The sequence below is a fragment of the Acinetobacter rathckeae genome (genome assembly GCF_015627125.1).
Taxonomy (GTDB): Bacteria; Pseudomonadota; Gammaproteobacteria; order Pseudomonadales; family Moraxellaceae; genus Acinetobacter; species Acinetobacter rathckeae.
On record NZ_VTDO01000013.1, the window covers coordinates 1 to 16,106 of the forward strand.

The window sequence follows — 16,106 nt, forward strand, 5'->3', positions numbered from 1 at the left end:
CTCAATGATATTTTATTTCATATCAGTGATTAAACTTAGTAAAAATCCACACAAGTTGTTCTTCAATTCTATTAATGATCGTCTAACTGATTCGTCATCAGTAAGCTAGGTCGGCCATTCTACTCCGTTTCCAAAGTTTGTCAAATGCTTTTTAAAAGTTTTTTCTACTCCCTAACTAAACTCCCTTAACCAATCAATCCAAGACCTAAATCCTAAACTAATTAACTAAGATATTGTTTATTAAGAAGTTTCTTCCAACAGCACCGCCGATGGATACGCATTATAGATCAATCCAATACAAACGCAATACCTTTTTTTAATTATCCTATTCGGGTGGTCGGTTTTTATCCTTAATTGAAGTATTTGTCGAATTAATCGGCTATTTAGTGGGTTTTATTGCTTTTTATAGCTCTAAATTGTTTATTTACTTTTACTACTATTGATTTTTTGATGTTTGTCCACATCTTGTAATGAAGCCTATTTATATACTTTTATAGCTTTCATACCATTTTACAGCTTTTGTTTGTTGAAATGGGGTGTGAGGACTAAACGTGTTTGAAAAAATGTTTAAACGGAGATCATCAATGACAAACGAGCAAAAAGATCTAGCTCAAGAAAAGACTGACTTAGATGCAGAACAAACGCAAGCGAATGAGCAAAGTGAGGCATCTACTGTGAGCGTTGATGAATTACAAACGCAATTATCTACCTTAGAAGATGCTTTGAAACTTGAGAAAGCGCGTGCTGCAAATGCTATGTATGAAGCAGAAAAAGTAAAAGAGCGTTTGGAGCGTGAAGCTGACACTGCTAAGAAATTTGCTTTAGAAAAGTTTGCCAAGAGTTTACTTGATTCTGTAGACAATCTAGAGCGTGCTATTTTGGCCACTGGAAATGAAGAAAGTGCTCTACTAGAAGGTGTTCAGTTGACATTAAAGTCATTGCTAAGTGCTTTAGAGAAGCAAGGTATTGTGGCTGTAGATACCAGCAATGGTTTTAATGCTGATTTCCATCAAGCGGTAGGGATTGCACCAGAAGCTAAAGCGGGCGAAATTGGTAATGTATTGCAAAAAGGCTATACGCTATCAGGTCGCTTATTACGCCCTGCAATGGTTACAGTGGGTCAATAGGCTATTTTTGAGTCAGTCTGCAATTTTTTTGAAAAAAATACTTGAAAATTTTAGATTGACTCTCATATCGAATAATAACTGAAAAATATTGTAGAAAAATTGAGGAATTTATCAAATGGCTAAAATCATTGGTATTGATTTAGGTACAACGAACTCTTGTGTTGCTGTTCTTGAAGGTGACAAAGTTAAGGTAATTGATAACGCTGAAGGTGCTCGTACAACACCATCTATTATTGCATATAAAGATGCTGAAATCTTAGTTGGTCAAAGTGCGAAACGCCAAGCTGTAACAAACCCTAAAAACACGTTATTTGCGATTAAGCGTTTGATTGGTCGTCGTTATGATGACGCTGCTGTACAAAAAGATATTGGTCTTGTGCCGTATAAAATTGTAAAAGCAGACAATGGTGATGCGTGGGTTGATGTCAATGACAAAAAACTTGCACCGCAACAGGTTTCTGCTGAAATCTTGAAAAAGATGAAGAAAACTGCTGAAGACTATTTAGGCGAAACAGTGACTGAAGCGGTGATTACTGTTCCTGCTTACTTCAACGATGCACAACGTCAAGCGACAAAAGATGCTGGCCGTATTGCAGGTCTTGATGTTAAACGTATTATTAATGAACCAACAGCTGCCGCACTTGCTTTTGGTATGGATAAAAAAGAAGGCGATCGTAAAATTGCTGTTTACGATTTAGGTGGTGGTACGTTTGACGTATCTATTATTGAAATTGCTGATCTTGATGGCGACCAACAAATTGAAGTGTTATCAACCAATGGTGATACATTCTTAGGTGGTGAAGATTTTGATACAGCACTGATCGACTACTTGGTTGAAGAGTTCAAGAAAGAGCAAAATGTTAACCTAAAAAGTGATCCTTTAGCGTTACAACGTTTAAAAGAAGCTGCTGAAAAAGCAAAAATTGAACTTTCATCGTCTAACGGTACTGAAATCAACTTGCCATATATTACTGCTGATGCAACTGGCCCGAAACATTTAGTAATTAATGTATCTCGTGCGAAGTTAGAAGCATTGGTTGGCGATCTTGTTCAACGTACTTTAGAGCCTTGCCGTGTTGCGTTGAAAGACGCTGGTTTATCAAACAGTGATATTTCTGATGTGATCTTGGTTGGTGGTCAAACACGTATGCCATTAGTACAACAAAAAGTGCAAGAGTTCTTTGGTAAAGAACCACGTAAAGATGTGAACCCAGATGAAGCTGTTGCAATGGGTGCTGCAATTCAAGGTGCTGTACTTTCTGGTGACAAAACTGACGTATTGCTTTTAGATGTAACACCATTAACTTTGGGTATTGAAACCATGGGTGGTGTGTTGACTGCAATTATTGAGAAAAACACAACGATTCCTGCGAAGAAATCTCAAGTGTTCTCTACAGCAGCAGATAACCAACCTGCGGTAGATATTTCGGTTTATCAAGGTGAGCGTAAAATGGCTCAGCAAAATAAATTGTTAGGCAACTTCCAGTTGGGTGACATTCCGCCTGCACCACGTGGTGTACCACAAATTGAAGTGTCTTTTGACATTAATGCCGATGGTATTTTGAAAGTGTCTGCTAAAGACAAGAGCACAGGTAAAGAGCAGTCAATTCAAATCAAAGCAAACTCTGGTTTGTCTGATGCTGAAATTGAAGCAATGATTCAAGATGCTGAAGCGAATGCTGAGGAAGATCGTAAGTTTGAAGAGCTTGCTAAGTCACGTAATGAAGCAGATGCTTTAATCGCAAGTGCCAATAAAGCAGTGAAAGACTTAGGCGAACAAGTCACTGAAGATGAAAAAACTGCGGTTACCACAGCTGTAAGTGAACTTGAAGCTGTGACTAAAGAAAATGATGTTGAGGAAATTAAGGCAAAAACTGAAAGCCTACAAAACATTATTATGCCTATTACACAGCGTGCTTATGAGCAAGCTCAGGGTCAAGGTGGTGCACAAGGTTTTGATCCTAATGCATTTAATCAAGATGCTGGTCAGCAAAAGAAAGCTGATGATGGCGTTGTAGATGCAGAGTTTAAAGAAGTGAAAGATGACAAGAAGTAATTTCTGACTACTTTAAGTCTTTAAAGACACCTCATGAATCAGTTGATCTGATTTATGGGGTGTTTTTTATGTGATAGACTCTTTTTTCTATATCACTATCACTGTATAAGAATAATTTATAGGTAAGCCACGTATGACACCTATTGCATTAGACAAGTTTGCTAAAATTGTTTACGTGATAAAAATTTTATTATGTGCAATTACCATTACTGTACTTTCAATTTGTTTTAATCAAAATCAGGTATCTCACTTATTTTTATGGGGTTCTTTAACTGCTTTTTTTAGTATTCAAGCAGATATCAAACTAAAAGTAAATTTTAACCAAGTGACAGGTAATTTAATTGGCTCAAGTATTGGCGTAGGTACTTGGTTATTGGTCTCTCATTTTTCAAAGCAACAGAGTTATATTAATATTGAGTATTGGTTGCTGATTTTAGGTATTGTACTCACCACAACCACATGTATTTTACTCAAGCATGCAGAATATTGTGGTATTGCATTGTCTGGGTTACTGATTGTCACGGTATATGATGTAACACACAATACTTTTGAGGGAGCACTATGGCGTATCTTGTTCTGTGTCGTAGGTTGTATAGTGGCCTATACCATTGATGCATTTGTTCGTTATTTTATACCGTATTTTAAAAATAGACTTTATAAATAAAACAAACCTCTTTATTGTTAAATAAAGAGGTTTGTTGCCCACCCTCTGATTATGTATTGTTGTTTTTTATCTGTTTTTTTGTTGGGCAAAATCATCATATGAAATTATTTGTTCATAGTATGTAATCCATAGCGTACAATAGTACAATAAATAAACAATAAAACTTTAAGTCAATAATTTAACTCAGATTTATTTTTAATTTTTATATAGAAAAAATTTAAATCTATTGTATAAAAATATTTTATCATTTGTTTTATTGGAGCTTTTATATGACGATTGATCTAGATCGCAAAATTATTTATGTGGCAGCAGCAGTTATTGTTGATGCGAAACAACGTATTTTACTTGTACGGAAGAAAAATACAGCATTTTTTATGCAAGTAGGTGGCAAAATTGAGCCTAATGAATCAGCCCAACTTGCATTACAACGCGAAATTGCAGAAGAAATCCAAGTTACATCAGAAATTGTGAGCGACCTAGGCATAATACAGACCCAAGCTGCCAATGAAGCAGGCTTTTCACTACAAGCACACCTGTTTGAGGTGAATATTTTTGGAGAACCTAAGCCTAGTGCTGAAATTGCAGAAATGTTATGGCTTGATTTAACACAGAGTATCTCTATTCCTCTTGCACCTCTTACCAAAGATTTTGTGATTCCAAAACTTCAGAACAATATCTAGTAATAATATTCATGCCGTACATATTTTGGATAACTGATGTCCTTTAAAAGGATGTAGTAAAAAGTATCACCCTAATGGTCGCACCAAATAAAAAAATTTAAAAAGGTCATAAGTAAGCTTGATTAAGCAACTTTTGGAGTATTTATGTGATTTTGACTTTTACAAAACGGTTAAAATTTGTTATTGATAGTCAGTGCTGTATTCATCACAAAATGGAGCCTCATCGTGAGTTTTTATCATATTATTATTGAAGTGAATGATCACATTAGTAACATTGAAGAAACTCGTGATCTTCAAATATTTAACATTGAAGACATTACCGCTTATATTCATTCAATCTTTCTGCCTTATATGAATCAACAAATGATTGAGCTTGAAGATGAAAATATTTTATACGCGGATATTTCTCACCTTGAAATTCAGCATACAAATATGCCAATTGAGTTTTTAATTGAAGAAGAACAAAAAGAGTTACCAAGCGATACAGAGGTGACTATTTCTGCAAATGAGATTTTTAATGATCACGATTTAAGCAAAAATGTCACCACAGTCATTTTTGATTTACTCAATGCCGTGAAGATAGAACACTAAAGTTCACACTCCACGATATATTTAATCCGTGACGTGTGAACTACTCTAGTTAGATTTCATAATCTGATTGGCTTGCTGTTGGCGAATAGCTGTTAAAAAAACTTGCCCTGCTCTACCTGTCGGACTCAAGCCCATTTTGATTTGTTCTTGTTGAATGGCTTGTTTAGTTTTATCTCCAATTAAGCCATCTGCTTGACCAATATCATACCCTTTAGCAAGTAAATCATGTTGAATTTCTCTACGTTCTGCACGTGATGTGCCTGGGTCATCTGTTGGCCACGGCGTTTGTATCGGTGGTTGACCACTTAAACGATCTGATAAATATGCAATGGCTAGAGCATAGCTTTCTGCAGCATTGTAGCCATAAATGGCATCAAAATTTTTAAAAACTAAAAACTTTGGCCCTTGAGTGCCTGCTGGCATAAACAATCCTGCAGGTGTTGCTGTTGTAAGTTGGCCCTGTAAAATTGGACGACCATCTATACGTGTCAATCCTTGTGCAATCCAATCAGATAAAGGCTTTTTATTACGGCGACTTTGTCCTGTAAGGTTAACATTATTGGGGACTGATACTTCAAACCCCCATGGCATACCTGTTTGCCATCCTGCAGATTTTAAGAAGTTAGCTGTAGATGCCAATGCATCATCTACATTTGAAACAAGGTCTCTACGGCCATCACCATCAAAATCTACAGCTAAGCGCTCATAAGTCGACGGCATAAATTGAGTATGGCCAAATGCACCTGCCCAAGAGCCTTTAAGCTGTGACTCTGTAACATCACCACGTTGTAAAATACGTAAGGCAGCGAAAAATTCACTACGGAAATAGCTTTGTCGACGACCATTACAACTGAGTGTACCAAGTGATTGTAACAGTGGATATTTTCCTGAAATATCACCAAAGTTACTTTCTACTCCCCATACAGCAACAACAGTTTCAGCAGGTACGCCATAAATGGCTGAAACACGGCGTAATACATTTTGATATTGGCTTAATTTTTGTTGGCCTGTTTCAATTCGCTCTGCATCAACTAGTCCAGATAAATAGTCCCAAATTGGCGTAGAAAATTCAGGCTGATAATTAAGTTTATCAATCACACTATAATCGGGAGTCAGATTTTGGGTGTAGCGGTCAAATGTAGCACTGCTAATACCAGAAGCGATTGCCTCTGGTCTCAGGTTATTCATACACGTATTAAATGATGTATCTATTGGCAATGCAGATATTTCTACTGCAGAATTACTGTTTGTGACTTCTGTTGTTTGGGCCACTGCACCCGAAATTGCAAATAAACCTAAGCTCAATAGACTGAGTTGCTTTTTCATCGTACAGCACCTTTTTAAATTAAAAAATATAGACTAGCATTATTTTATTGTGTGTCATGTAGATAATCGTTATTTTAAATTCAAATAATTTTTTACCCACAGCGTCATTTTTTTATCCACAACTTTGCACACATATTATTCAACAAAAAAGCGATGAATAAATCCATCGCTTTTTTAAATTCAAAATCAGATTACCAAGACATATCTGTGGTTAAAGATAATGGTTCTGGTAAAATTTGAGCCAATGCATGACATAACGCAGGCAATTCACGCTCATCTGTTGGCATAAGCGTGATATGCCCTAGCTTTCGCCCTTCTCGCTCGGTTTTATTGTATAAGTGTAAATGAGCACCTTTCAGTGCAAGCACATCTGCTATGTTTGGGTGTCTGCCAATGATATTCACCATCACAGTTGGCTTAATCACTTCAGTGGAACCCAATGGTAAACCTGCAACTGCACGAACATGGTTTTCAAACTGAGAACACACCGCACCTTCAATCGACCAATGCCCTGAGTTATGCACACGTGGCGCCATTTCATTGGCATAAAGGCCATTTTCTGTCACAAATAACTCTAAAGTCAGTACACCAACATAGTCTAAATGCTGTAATAACGTTGAGATATATTGCTCAGCTATCGGTTGCAGTGCTGTACTGTTCGGTGCAGGGACAATTGAATGCGATAAGATACCATGATGATGGTGATTCTCTGCCAAAGGCCAAGTTTTGACATCGCCATTTTGACCACGCACGGCAATAATCGAAACTTCTCTGGAAAAATGAACAAAACTTTCTGCAATGAGTGATTGTGCTGGCCCAAGTTCTGCCCAAGCCTGTGCAATATCATCGACGGAGCGTAGTACAAATTGGCCTTTACCGTCATAACCGCCCGTTGCTGTTTTTAGTACAATGGGTAGCCCTAAATCTTGTGTTGCCTTTTCTAAATCTTGTAATGAGCTCACCGCAGAAAAGGGTGCAACAGGTATGTCTAATTGTTTAAACAAATTTTTTTCAAGTAAGCGATTTTGTGCAATCGCTAAAGCTTGACGTGGTGGGTGTATATTTTTGCTTTGTGTCAGTTCATCGACTTGGGCCAACGGCGTATTTTCAAACTCTAAACTAAATACATCTGCACTGTTTATAAAGGCATTGAGTTGCTGTTTTTCAGGTGAAAATACAGGACCAAGTATGGCAGATGGGCATGATTCACTTGCTTCAAAAAAGGTACACTGAATATTCAGTGGTAAAGCAGCTTGAGCCATCATGCGGCCTAATTGACCACCACCAAAGATACCAATGGTTTTGTCCATAGTGACTGCCTCTTATGCTTGTCCTGGAATATTTTTACTTGCGACTTTTTCTGTTTGTGCAGCACGAAAATCAGCTACATTTTTAGCAATATTGGCATCATGTAATCCCAAAATCTGTGCAGCCATAATTGCAGCATTGCTTGCACCCGCAGGGCCAATTGCCAAAGTACCAACGGCAATCCCTGCAGGCATTTGTACAATTGAAAGCAATGAATCTACGCCATTTAAAATAGATGACTTCACAGGAACACCCAATACAGGTAGATCTGTTTTTGCTGCACACATACCTGGTAAATGAGCCGCCCCACCTGCACCTGCAATAATCACTTGAATACCACGAGATCGTGCAGTTTCAGCATATTCAAACAAACGGTCTGGTGTTCTGTGTGCAGAAACCACTTCTGCTTCAAAGGGTACACCCAATTGTTTTAGCATGTTAGCAGTGTGTTCTAGGGTTGCCCAATCTGATTGTGAACCCATAATAATTCCGACTAAAGGTGTAGCTTCTGCTGCAACAGTGTTCATGTGTTATTTCCAAGCACAAGTAAAGAGATAGTATGCGAGTTATTATAGCTTGTTTTTAAGACTTGCCCAAAACTTCTTCTGATCTCTTCACTGGTTGTATTTAAATAACTACACTAAACAACACCACTTAAAAGATGGATGTTCTAATAGGTCTATCCACCATGATCAGCTCTTTAAAAAGCATCACTTGATTGATCGCAATAATCTTCATTCAATGACTAACAACCGTTTCTTGCTCTTTTACTGTGGAAAATTTTGTAGTTATACACAATCCCATATGAAGTTATCCACAATATCTAGTGCCTTATACACAACATTTTCCATAGTTATCCACAATATATGGGATTACTCTACTTATAAAGTAAAGGAGCTACTGAGTAATATATTTTTGTGTACTGTAATCTGCAATTGGTAATCGATAAATCCCTTTCTTCGGTTGGTTTTTCGCAATATCGCTTAAATAGTTTAGGAAAATATCGGCATAATCTAAAGAAAAATCCTTACGACGCTCACCTTGTATGCTGGTTAGGGTGGTGTAATAGTTTGAACCTCTTGCCAAGAAGTCGATGGTTGCCACTTGATAGGTTCGGTCTAAATCAAAGTTTTGGTACTGTCCCGAAGCATTTTTAAGTTGCAAATTTTGTACACGTTGCCCTTTGGCTTTGGTCATGTCTACTTCCCAACGTAACCCTGCTGTATATGGATACGCACCAATATCTGTATTTGCCCCCTCAATGGCATCTTCAAGAGTCGCTTTGACTTCATGACCTGTCATACTGAGTTGGACTAAAGTATTTTTAAAAGGGAGTAGCTGATACACCGTGGCTACATTCATCGGCCCTTGTGGAATCTCTATGCGTACACCTCCCCCATTTTGTATCGAAAGATCAGCGGCAAAGTACTTTTTAGCCTGTTGTAACATGGCTTGGGCGACCAACTGTTGCACATCACCACCATAGGTTAAACAGTTCTCTTTCGGTTTTTTTGTTGGTCTTGTCTGTGAGCAAAAGGCTTCATTTGCTGTACCAACCACAGTGTCCACATAGGTTTTCTTTTTTAATTGGTAGGGTTTGAGTACCTGTTGCATCTGTGCATCTGGTGTAATAAAACTAAGTGGCAAGTGCATCTTGGCCACATACTCTTGAATCTGCTGTTTTTGTTGTGCTGTTAATGGACTGTTTGATTTCACACGTTGCATGTCTGTACCCAATAAAATATGGGCCTGACCACCACAATCTAAGACTTTGCCCTGTGGGTCAAAACGAACTTTTAACTCACCCACGGCGTAATTATATTGCCAAGCTTGAGCAATACAAACCTTATCGCCCTGCTTATTTTTAACCACCGTTGGATAATCTGCAACAGGATTCAAGCCAACTGTTTTCAGTGACTCAGGACCAAGCAAAGTGTGTGAGTCTCCCCCAATAATCACATCAACATCATTCAACTGCGTTGCTATGTTTAAATCTCGCTCATATCCGACATGGGTTTGTAGAATAATTTTATCCACACCTTGTGCTTTTAATTGATCAATCTGAGCTTGTGCCGTGGCAATTTCTTCTGCGAATACTGTGTCTGCATTGGGCTGTGATGCATTTTTGGTTTTACCAGCAATGGTAATTCCAACTAAGCCAATTTTTTGCCCTTGGCGTTCAATCACCACGGATTTTTTAACACGATTGGTTTGATATAACGCAGACGATGGCCCAAAAGTGACATTGGCAGATAAAATGTGTATTGGCGTTTTACAGTGACCTTGTTTTAATCCATCTAAAAACACTTTCAATCCAGCATCCTTAGCATCAAACTCATGATTGCCTAGCGTGTAACTATCAAAACAAATTTGATTCATGACTGCGGCATCAGCTAACCCTTGGGTTAAGTTAAAGTAAAGATCTCCTGTAATGGCATCACCAGCATGAATTTTAATGACATTTGGGTCTTTTTGTTCAATCTGTTTCATCATGCTCGCAACACGTGCCATCCCTCCACGATTGATAAGAATATTTTCAGGCCCTTGACCTAAGTCAAACTTAACCGTGGTTTGCTCTTCATCTAAATGTGAGTGATGGTCATTGATATGTGCCACAGTCAGAGTAAATGGCGATGTATTTTGATGTTGCTTGGGGGTTTGACAAGCCGTCAAGCCAAGCCCTAATGGAAGAAAACTCACCAAACAAAAAGCGATTTTATTCATTTTATGTGTAAATAGAAGCAATTAGATATGCTTTATTGTGCTTAAAACTAATGTCACCCACATGACAAATGAAAAAAAAGGAAGCCTAGATTAGACTTCCTTTTTTATGATGATATTGCGATTAGTCTGTAAAAGTGACTTTAGCAATGGCTTTTTTACCTGCTTGAATCACCACCGTTTGGTTACTGCTCACAGAGAAACTGGCATCAACCACTTGGCCTTCCACTTTAACTGCACCACGTGCCACCGCATCTTTGGCTTGTGCTGCATTTTTTGTTAATCCTGCCAAACGCAAAATAGACGCAATAAAGAGTTCACCTGTTTCACCACGTGACACCTCAACTTCTGGCGTATCTTCAGGCACTTCACCATCAACAATGCGGTTACCTGCACCTTTATGAGCATTGGCTGCCGCTTCTGCATCGTGGAAACGCTCAACCAATTCTAAGGCTAAAATACGTTTAATCTCTTGCGGATTACGCCCTGCTTTCATCTCTTGGAGTAAAAGCTCAATGTCATCTAACGTTTTAAAACTGAGCAAGTCAAAATAACGCTCAATTAAGGTATCTGGCATAGATAAAATCTTTTGGTAAATCGCACCTGGGGTATCGAACACACCAATATAGTTAGCCAAAGACTTAGACATTTTGTTGACGCCGTCTAAACCCTCTAAAATCGGCACAGTAATACACACTTGTGATGCTTGACCATAACGACTTTGCAAGGTACGTCCCATCAACAAGTTAAAGGTCTGATCTGTACCGCCAAGCTCTACATCTGCCTCAAGTGCCACAGAGTCATAGCCTTGCACCAATGGATATAAAAACTCATGTATCGCAATCGGTTGTTGGCTTTGATAACGCTTGGTAAAGTCATCACGCTCTAACATACGAGATACCGTTTGTTGGCTTGCCAATTGAATTAAATCGGCCGCCGATTTTTCTGCAAACCACTGTGAGTTAAACACCACTTTGGTTTTTTTCGGGTCTAAAATTTTAAACACTTGTTCTTGATAAGTTTTGGCATTTTGCACCACTTGCTCACGAGACAGCGGTGGACGCGTTGCACTTTTACCCGTTGGGTCACCAATCATGGCGGTATAGTCACCAATCAAAAATAATACTTCATGACCTAAATCTTGAAAGGTTTTTAATTTGTTAATGAGTACCGTGTGCCCTAAGTGTAAATCTGGTGCAGTCGGATCAAAGCCCGCTTTTACACGTAAAGGACGATTTTCTTTTAACTTTTTCAGTAAGTCTTCTTCTGAAATAATTTCATGCGTGCCTCTTTGAATCAGAGCCAACTGTTCTTCTGCAGGTAAGAAATTTGACATCATGCCACCCAAACACATTCGTTATCCAATTTGTGCGATATACTAACATTTTTTTAGCACATTGCAGGATTTGTTAAGCATGACCTCAATCTACATTGGCGTGATGACAGGAACAAGTATGGACGGCATAGATTTTGTAGCGGCCTCTTTTGAGCCTCTCACATTACATGCCACACTCAGTATTGCATTTGAGCCAGACCTTAAAGATGAGCTCATGGCACTAACTCGACCAGGTGACAATGAAATTGACCGCATGGGCAAGGCTGATGTTGCATTGGCTAAAAAAATTGCTCATGGTATTAATCAACTCATTGATGACAATGGTTTAAACCGTGAGCAGATTCGAGCGATTGGCTGCCATGGACAAACCATTCGTCACCGTCCTGAAGATGGTTTTACATTGCAACTGGGTGACCCAAACATCATTACAGAAATTACTCAAATTGCCGTTGTTTCTGATTTTCGCCGTAGAGATATGGCCGCAGGCGGTCAGGGTGCTCCCCTTGTACCTGCTTTTCATCAAGCCATTTTCCAGCACAATCAAATTGATCGCGTGATTTTAAATCTAGGTGGCATTGCCAATGTCAGCCTATTGCCTGCCAATAAAAAACATAAAATTTTAGGCTTTGATACTGGCCCTGCTAACATTTTAATGGACGGTTGGTGTCGCAGACACACCGGTCAGCCTTTTGATGAGAATGGTGACTGGGCGGCACACGGTACTGCCATTCGCCCGCTGTTAGACCGTTTGTATGCGCATGACTTTTTTTCCAAAGAGCCACCCAAAAGTACAGGCCGAGAAGACTTTAATTTAGATTGGTTAGATGACCAACTGATTGACTGGCGTAATGACCCTGAATACGAAGAACTAGATGACACCGCAGAAAACATTCAAGCCACGTTAGCTAAACTCACTGTTCGAGCCATTCAAAAAGCCGTCTACCGCTCAGGTATGAAAGATGGTGAGATGTATGTGTGTGGTGGCGGGGCGTATAATTCGTATGTATTGGAACAGTTACGCTGGCGCTTACGTAAACACGAATGGAGCGTACAAACCACCGATGTACTTGGACTGTCTCCAACATGGGTAGAAAGTACTGCATTTGCATGGTTAGCCATGCAATTTATAGCACAGCGCAGTGGCAATGTACCTGCGGTTACAGGGGCAAGTGGTACACGTATTTTAGGTTGTATTACCGCTGTTTAAACCACATAAAAAGGTGACATTTTCGTCACCTTTTTTGTTAAATCGAGAATGAAGAACCACAGCCACAGGTCGTGGTTGCATTCGGGTTTTTCACCACAAAGCGAGAACCCTCAAGCCCTTCAATATAGTCAACTTCCGAACCCACTAAATACTGGTAACTTAAAGAATCGACTAACATCTTTACATCGCCATTTTCAAAAGTAGCGTCATCATCATTGGCACTTTCGGCAAAATTAAAGCCATAAGAAAAACCTGAACAGCCACCGCCAGTCACATATACACGCAACATTAACTCTTGGCTACCTTCACTGTCACGCAATTGGCGTACTTTTTTTGCAGCATTGTCTGTGAGCAATAAAGCTTGTGCAGTCATGATCTTTGTTCCTTAAATCAATCGATTGGGCACACCCAAATAGATGCTTAATATAGCATAACTCACGGGTAAAAAGACCTATCATCGGGTATGAGATTTTATTTTTTGTTTTCAAATGTTTTACCATTTAGAATAGAACATAATTCAATACAGCGAAAAACTTATGATCCAGCTTGAAAGCCTCAGTATACGACTTGGTGGTCGTGTTCTTTTTAAAACCGACCCGATGGTACAGTTACACCCAGGCTGGAAAATGGGCTTAACAGGTGTAAATGGTGCAGGGAAATCTTCATTATTTGGTGGATTACTTGGCAAAGTTGCGCCAGATGAAGGAAATTTAAGCCGGCCACAAGGCTGGACTGTGGCACATATGGCTCAGGAAATTGAAGCCCTTGATATGCCTGCCATCGATTTCGTACTGTCAGGCGATGAAGAGTTTTGGCAAATACAACAAAAACTGAATGACGTTGATCATCTATCGAATGATGAAATTGCAGAATATTATGGTCGCTTTGATGAGATCAATGGCTATACCGCACCTGCCAAAGCAGCACAGCTCATGGCTGGCTTAGGTTTCTTTGAACATCAAATGCAACTTAATGTAGAAAGCTTTTCAGGCGGGTGGCGTATGCGTTTAAACCTCGCACGTACCCTCATGAGTCGCTCAGATTTACTCTTACTCGATGAACCCACCAACCACTTAGATTTAGATGCAGTATTGTGGTTAGAAGATTGGCTAAAAGACTACGAAGGGACTCTCGTCCTCATTTCACATGACCGTGATTTCTTAGATGCCATTACCGATCATATTTTACATATCGAAAACCAAAAACTGACGATGTACACCGGTAATTATTCAACTTTTGAAACCATACGTAGTGAACGTCTTGCACAGCAACAACAAGCCTTTGAAAAGCAGCAAGAAGCTCGTGCACATATGCAAAAGTATATTGACCGTTTCAAAGCACAAGCCACCAAAGCAAGACAAGCTCAAAGCCGTATTAAACAGCTTGAGCGTATGCAATTACTCGCCCCTGCTCATGTAGATACGCCATTTACCTTTAGTTTTAGAACCCCAACTAAAATGAGTTCACCATTGCTCACTTTAGATCAGGCGACCATTGGCTATGGAAATAAAGAGATTGCCAGTCAAGTCAACTTACAGATTACACCAACATCACGTATTGGTTTATTAGGTATGAATGGTGCGGGGAAATCAACACTCATTAAGTCATTGGTTGGTGAACTTGCCTTACTTCATGGTGAACGTAAGGACTCTGAACTACTCAATCTTGGCTACTTTGCACAGCATCAAATGGATGCACTCGATGCCAATGCCAGTCCCATGCTTCAACTCGCTCGTCTTGCAGGTAAGCAAGTCAGTGAAGCCACGCTACGCTCATTTTTGGGCAGTTTTGGCTTTAGTGGTGAACGTATGGATACCATCTGTGAAAAATTCTCAGGCGGTGAACGTGCTCGCCTTGCCCTTGCACTGATTGTATGGCAAAAACCAAATGTATTGGTACTCGATGAACCAACCAACCATTTAGATTTAGACATGCGTCACGCCCTCACAATGGCGCTGAATGACTTTGAAGGTGCAGTGATTTTGGTTTCACACGAACGCCAACTGATTGCCAGTGTGTGTGATGATTTACTACTTGTACATGGTGGACGTTGTACTGAATTTACAGGTGATTTAAATGACTATGCACAGTGGTTACGTGAAGCACGACAGCAACAGATAAATGCCAATTCTGCGTCATTAAAAAAACCTGAACCTACTGTAACTACACCCAAAGAAACACCTCGTAAAGAAAGTGCGAAACAGCGTGAGCAAACACGCCCAATTCGTAAAGAAATTGAAAAAACTGAAGCAAAAATTGAAAAGATTCAAGCACAGCTTGAACCAGTTAAAGCAGCTTTAGCAGACACGGCATTATATGCTGTTGAGCAAAAACAAAAGCTACTTGAAGTTATGGATCAAGAAAAATTGCTCAATGAGCAACTTGCAGATCATGAAGAGAAATTACTTGAATTGATGATGCAGCTTGAAGAAGTGGAACAATCATTTTTATAACACGCATGATATGTTCCACGTGAAACCTAGCATCATAAAATCTTTTTTATGATGCTATTTAAATGCTTTATGCCCTGCCTCTTTAATTTTCATTAAAGTATTTGACTGCTGAGCCTGCTGTAAATTGCGATCGACCAATATGTTTAAGCGATCAACTTCAACCACCAGTTGGTCTAACATTTTATCATAAGCTTTAATTTCTGGACTATTATCAGGTTCACTGGTTAACGTATCAGGTATATTTTGCTTTGAATCTAAAGCATATTGTTTCATTTGACTGAGAGCTTGCTTGGCTTGGTTACTATTATTCGATTTCATAAAAACTGTATAGTTTTTTGCGAGACCTTGCATATCTGCTTCCAAGCTGCCTGCATATGCCACTGAACTGGTCATGATGATCACGGCCAATACAGTGCTTTTAAGTGACTGAAGCATGTTGTGTATTCCTTTTACATAAGGGGGAAAATAACTGTAAAATATCGTGTAAGTTAGGTTTAATCTGATTTAAACACTGGCCTGACAATATAACTACAGAGAGTTTCGACTCTATTCTTCATAATATGTGCTAGAATCAATACTAATATACGTTGATTGTATACCTTTTGTGCTATATCTTTTTGTGACAAATTATCCAAAT

At 39.1% G+C, this 16,106-nt stretch carries 14 protein-coding genes; 7 read left to right on the plus strand and 7 right to left on the minus strand.

Features of this window, described 5'->3' with window-relative positions; all coding sequences use genetic code 11:
• Positions 1-584 precede the first annotated feature (584 nt).
• The 5 genes from grpE (at position 585) to I2F31_RS12870 (ending at position 5,118) form a co-directional block, all read left to right on the plus strand.
• Positions 585-1,127: a nucleotide exchange factor GrpE gene (gene grpE / locus I2F31_RS12850; RefSeq protein ID WP_195770068.1), complete on the plus strand. Its 543-nt coding sequence runs from the start codon at positions 585-587 to the stop codon at positions 1,125-1,127.
• Positions 1,128-1,242: 115 nt separating this feature from the next.
• Positions 1,243-3,183, plus strand: coding sequence for a molecular chaperone DnaK (dnaK, locus tag I2F31_RS12855; RefSeq protein ID WP_195770069.1), 1,941 nt, complete (start codon positions 1,243-1,245; stop codon positions 3,181-3,183).
• A gap of 133 nt (positions 3,184-3,316) precedes the next feature.
• The gene (locus I2F31_RS12860) at positions 3,317-3,847 is read left to right on the plus strand and encodes an aromatic acid exporter family protein (protein ID WP_195770070.1); all 531 of its coding nucleotides are present in this window, start codon (positions 3,317-3,319) and stop codon (positions 3,845-3,847) included.
• 269 nt (positions 3,848-4,116) lie between these two features.
• Positions 4,117-4,527 carry an NUDIX hydrolase gene (locus I2F31_RS12865; protein ID WP_195770071.1) on the plus strand — a complete coding sequence of 137 codons (411 nt, stop codon included), beginning with the start codon at positions 4,117-4,119 and terminating at the stop codon, positions 4,525-4,527.
• A gap of 225 nt (positions 4,528-4,752) precedes the next feature.
• Positions 4,753-5,118, plus strand: coding sequence for a hypothetical protein (locus tag I2F31_RS12870; RefSeq protein ID WP_195770072.1), 366 nt, complete (start codon positions 4,753-4,755; stop codon positions 5,116-5,118).
• Between the two features lie 45 nt (positions 5,119-5,163).
• Here the strand turns inward: I2F31_RS12870 and I2F31_RS12875 are convergent, their stop codons facing one another.
• The 5 genes from I2F31_RS12875 to tyrS form a co-directional block, all read right to left on the minus strand.
• On the minus strand, positions 5,164-6,444 hold the full coding sequence (locus I2F31_RS12875) for a lytic murein transglycosylase (RefSeq protein WP_195773986.1): 1,281 nt from the start codon (positions 6,442-6,444) through the stop codon (positions 5,164-5,166).
• A 191-nt stretch (positions 6,445-6,635) separates the two neighbouring features.
• Positions 6,636-7,754, minus strand: a complete 1,119-nt coding sequence (locus I2F31_RS12880) for a 5-(carboxyamino)imidazole ribonucleotide synthase (RefSeq protein ID WP_195770074.1) — start codon at positions 7,752-7,754, stop codon at positions 6,636-6,638.
• A 12-nt stretch (positions 7,755-7,766) separates the two neighbouring features.
• The gene (gene purE / locus I2F31_RS12885; RefSeq protein ID WP_195770075.1) at positions 7,767-8,279 is read right to left on the minus strand and encodes a 5-(carboxyamino)imidazole ribonucleotide mutase; all 513 of its coding nucleotides are present in this window, start codon (positions 8,277-8,279) and stop codon (positions 7,767-7,769) included.
• Between the two features lie 370 nt (positions 8,280-8,649).
• The gene (locus I2F31_RS12890; protein ID WP_195770076.1) at positions 8,650-10,476 is read right to left on the minus strand and encodes a bifunctional metallophosphatase/5'-nucleotidase; all 1,827 of its coding nucleotides are present in this window, start codon (positions 10,474-10,476) and stop codon (positions 8,650-8,652) included.
• A gap of 121 nt (positions 10,477-10,597) precedes the next feature.
• Entirely contained in the window at positions 10,598-11,827 is a 1,230-nt protein-coding gene (gene tyrS / locus I2F31_RS12895; protein WP_195770077.1) for a tyrosine--tRNA ligase, read from the minus strand.
• 61 nt (positions 11,828-11,888) lie between these two features.
• Here tyrS and I2F31_RS12900 point away from each other — a divergent pair, with 61 nt between their 5' ends.
• Positions 11,889-13,016 carry an anhydro-N-acetylmuramic acid kinase gene (locus tag I2F31_RS12900; protein ID WP_195773987.1) on the plus strand — a complete coding sequence of 376 codons (1,128 nt, stop codon included), beginning with the start codon at positions 11,889-11,891 and terminating at the stop codon, positions 13,014-13,016.
• 37 nt (positions 13,017-13,053) lie between these two features.
• Here the strand turns inward: I2F31_RS12900 and erpA are convergent, their stop codons facing one another.
• Positions 13,054-13,389: an iron-sulfur cluster insertion protein ErpA gene (gene erpA, locus I2F31_RS12905; protein WP_195770079.1), complete on the minus strand. Its 336-nt coding sequence runs from the start codon at positions 13,387-13,389 to the stop codon at positions 13,054-13,056.
• 163 nt (positions 13,390-13,552) lie between these two features.
• On the opposite strand from erpA, the gene I2F31_RS12910 reads away from it, so the two are divergent.
• Positions 13,553-15,469: an ATP-binding cassette domain-containing protein gene (locus I2F31_RS12910; RefSeq protein WP_195773988.1), complete on the plus strand. Its 1,917-nt coding sequence runs from the start codon at positions 13,553-13,555 to the stop codon at positions 15,467-15,469.
• 54 nt (positions 15,470-15,523) lie between these two features.
• On the opposite strand, the gene I2F31_RS12915 is transcribed toward I2F31_RS12910, so the two are convergent.
• Positions 15,524-15,904: a cytochrome b562 gene (locus I2F31_RS12915; protein WP_195770081.1), complete on the minus strand. Its 381-nt coding sequence runs from the start codon at positions 15,902-15,904 to the stop codon at positions 15,524-15,526.
• Between the last annotated feature and the right edge of the window lie 202 nt (positions 15,905-16,106).

Bases quoted from the DNA above. Each gene is read 5' to 3' on its own strand.
- grpE (WP_195770068.1), top strand. From the start codon at position 585: ATGACAAACGAGCAAAAAGATCTAGCTCAAGAAAAGACTGACTTAGAT.
- dnaK (WP_195770069.1), top strand. From the start codon at position 1,243: ATGGCTAAAATCATTGGTATTGATTTAGGTACAACGAACTCTTGTGTT.
- I2F31_RS12860 (WP_195770070.1), top strand. From the start codon at position 3,317: ATGACACCTATTGCATTAGACAAGTTTGCTAAAATTGTTTACGTGATA.
- I2F31_RS12865 (WP_195770071.1), top strand. From the start codon at position 4,117: ATGACGATTGATCTAGATCGCAAAATTATTTATGTGGCAGCAGCAGTT.
- I2F31_RS12875 (WP_195773986.1), bottom strand. From the start codon at position 6,444: ATGAAAAAGCAACTCAGTCTATTGAGCTTAGGTTTATTTGCAATTTCG.
- I2F31_RS12880 (WP_195770074.1), bottom strand. From the start codon at position 7,754: ATGGACAAAACCATTGGTATCTTTGGTGGTGGTCAATTAGGCCGCATG.
- purE (WP_195770075.1), bottom strand. From the start codon at position 8,279: ATGAACACTGTTGCAGCAGAAGCTACACCTTTAGTCGGAATTATTATG.
- I2F31_RS12890 (WP_195770076.1), bottom strand. From the start codon at position 10,476: ATGAATAAAATCGCTTTTTGTTTGGTGAGTTTTCTTCCATTAGGGCTT.
- tyrS (WP_195770077.1), bottom strand. From the start codon at position 11,827: ATGTGTTTGGGTGGCATGATGTCAAATTTCTTACCTGCAGAAGAACAG.
- I2F31_RS12900 (WP_195773987.1), top strand. From the start codon at position 11,889: ATGACCTCAATCTACATTGGCGTGATGACAGGAACAAGTATGGACGGC.
- erpA (WP_195770079.1), bottom strand. From the start codon at position 13,389: ATGACTGCACAAGCTTTATTGCTCACAGACAATGCTGCAAAAAAAGTA.
- I2F31_RS12910 (WP_195773988.1), top strand. From the start codon at position 13,553: ATGATCCAGCTTGAAAGCCTCAGTATACGACTTGGTGGTCGTGTTCTT.
- I2F31_RS12915 (WP_195770081.1), bottom strand. From the start codon at position 15,904: ATGCTTCAGTCACTTAAAAGCACTGTATTGGCCGTGATCATCATGACC.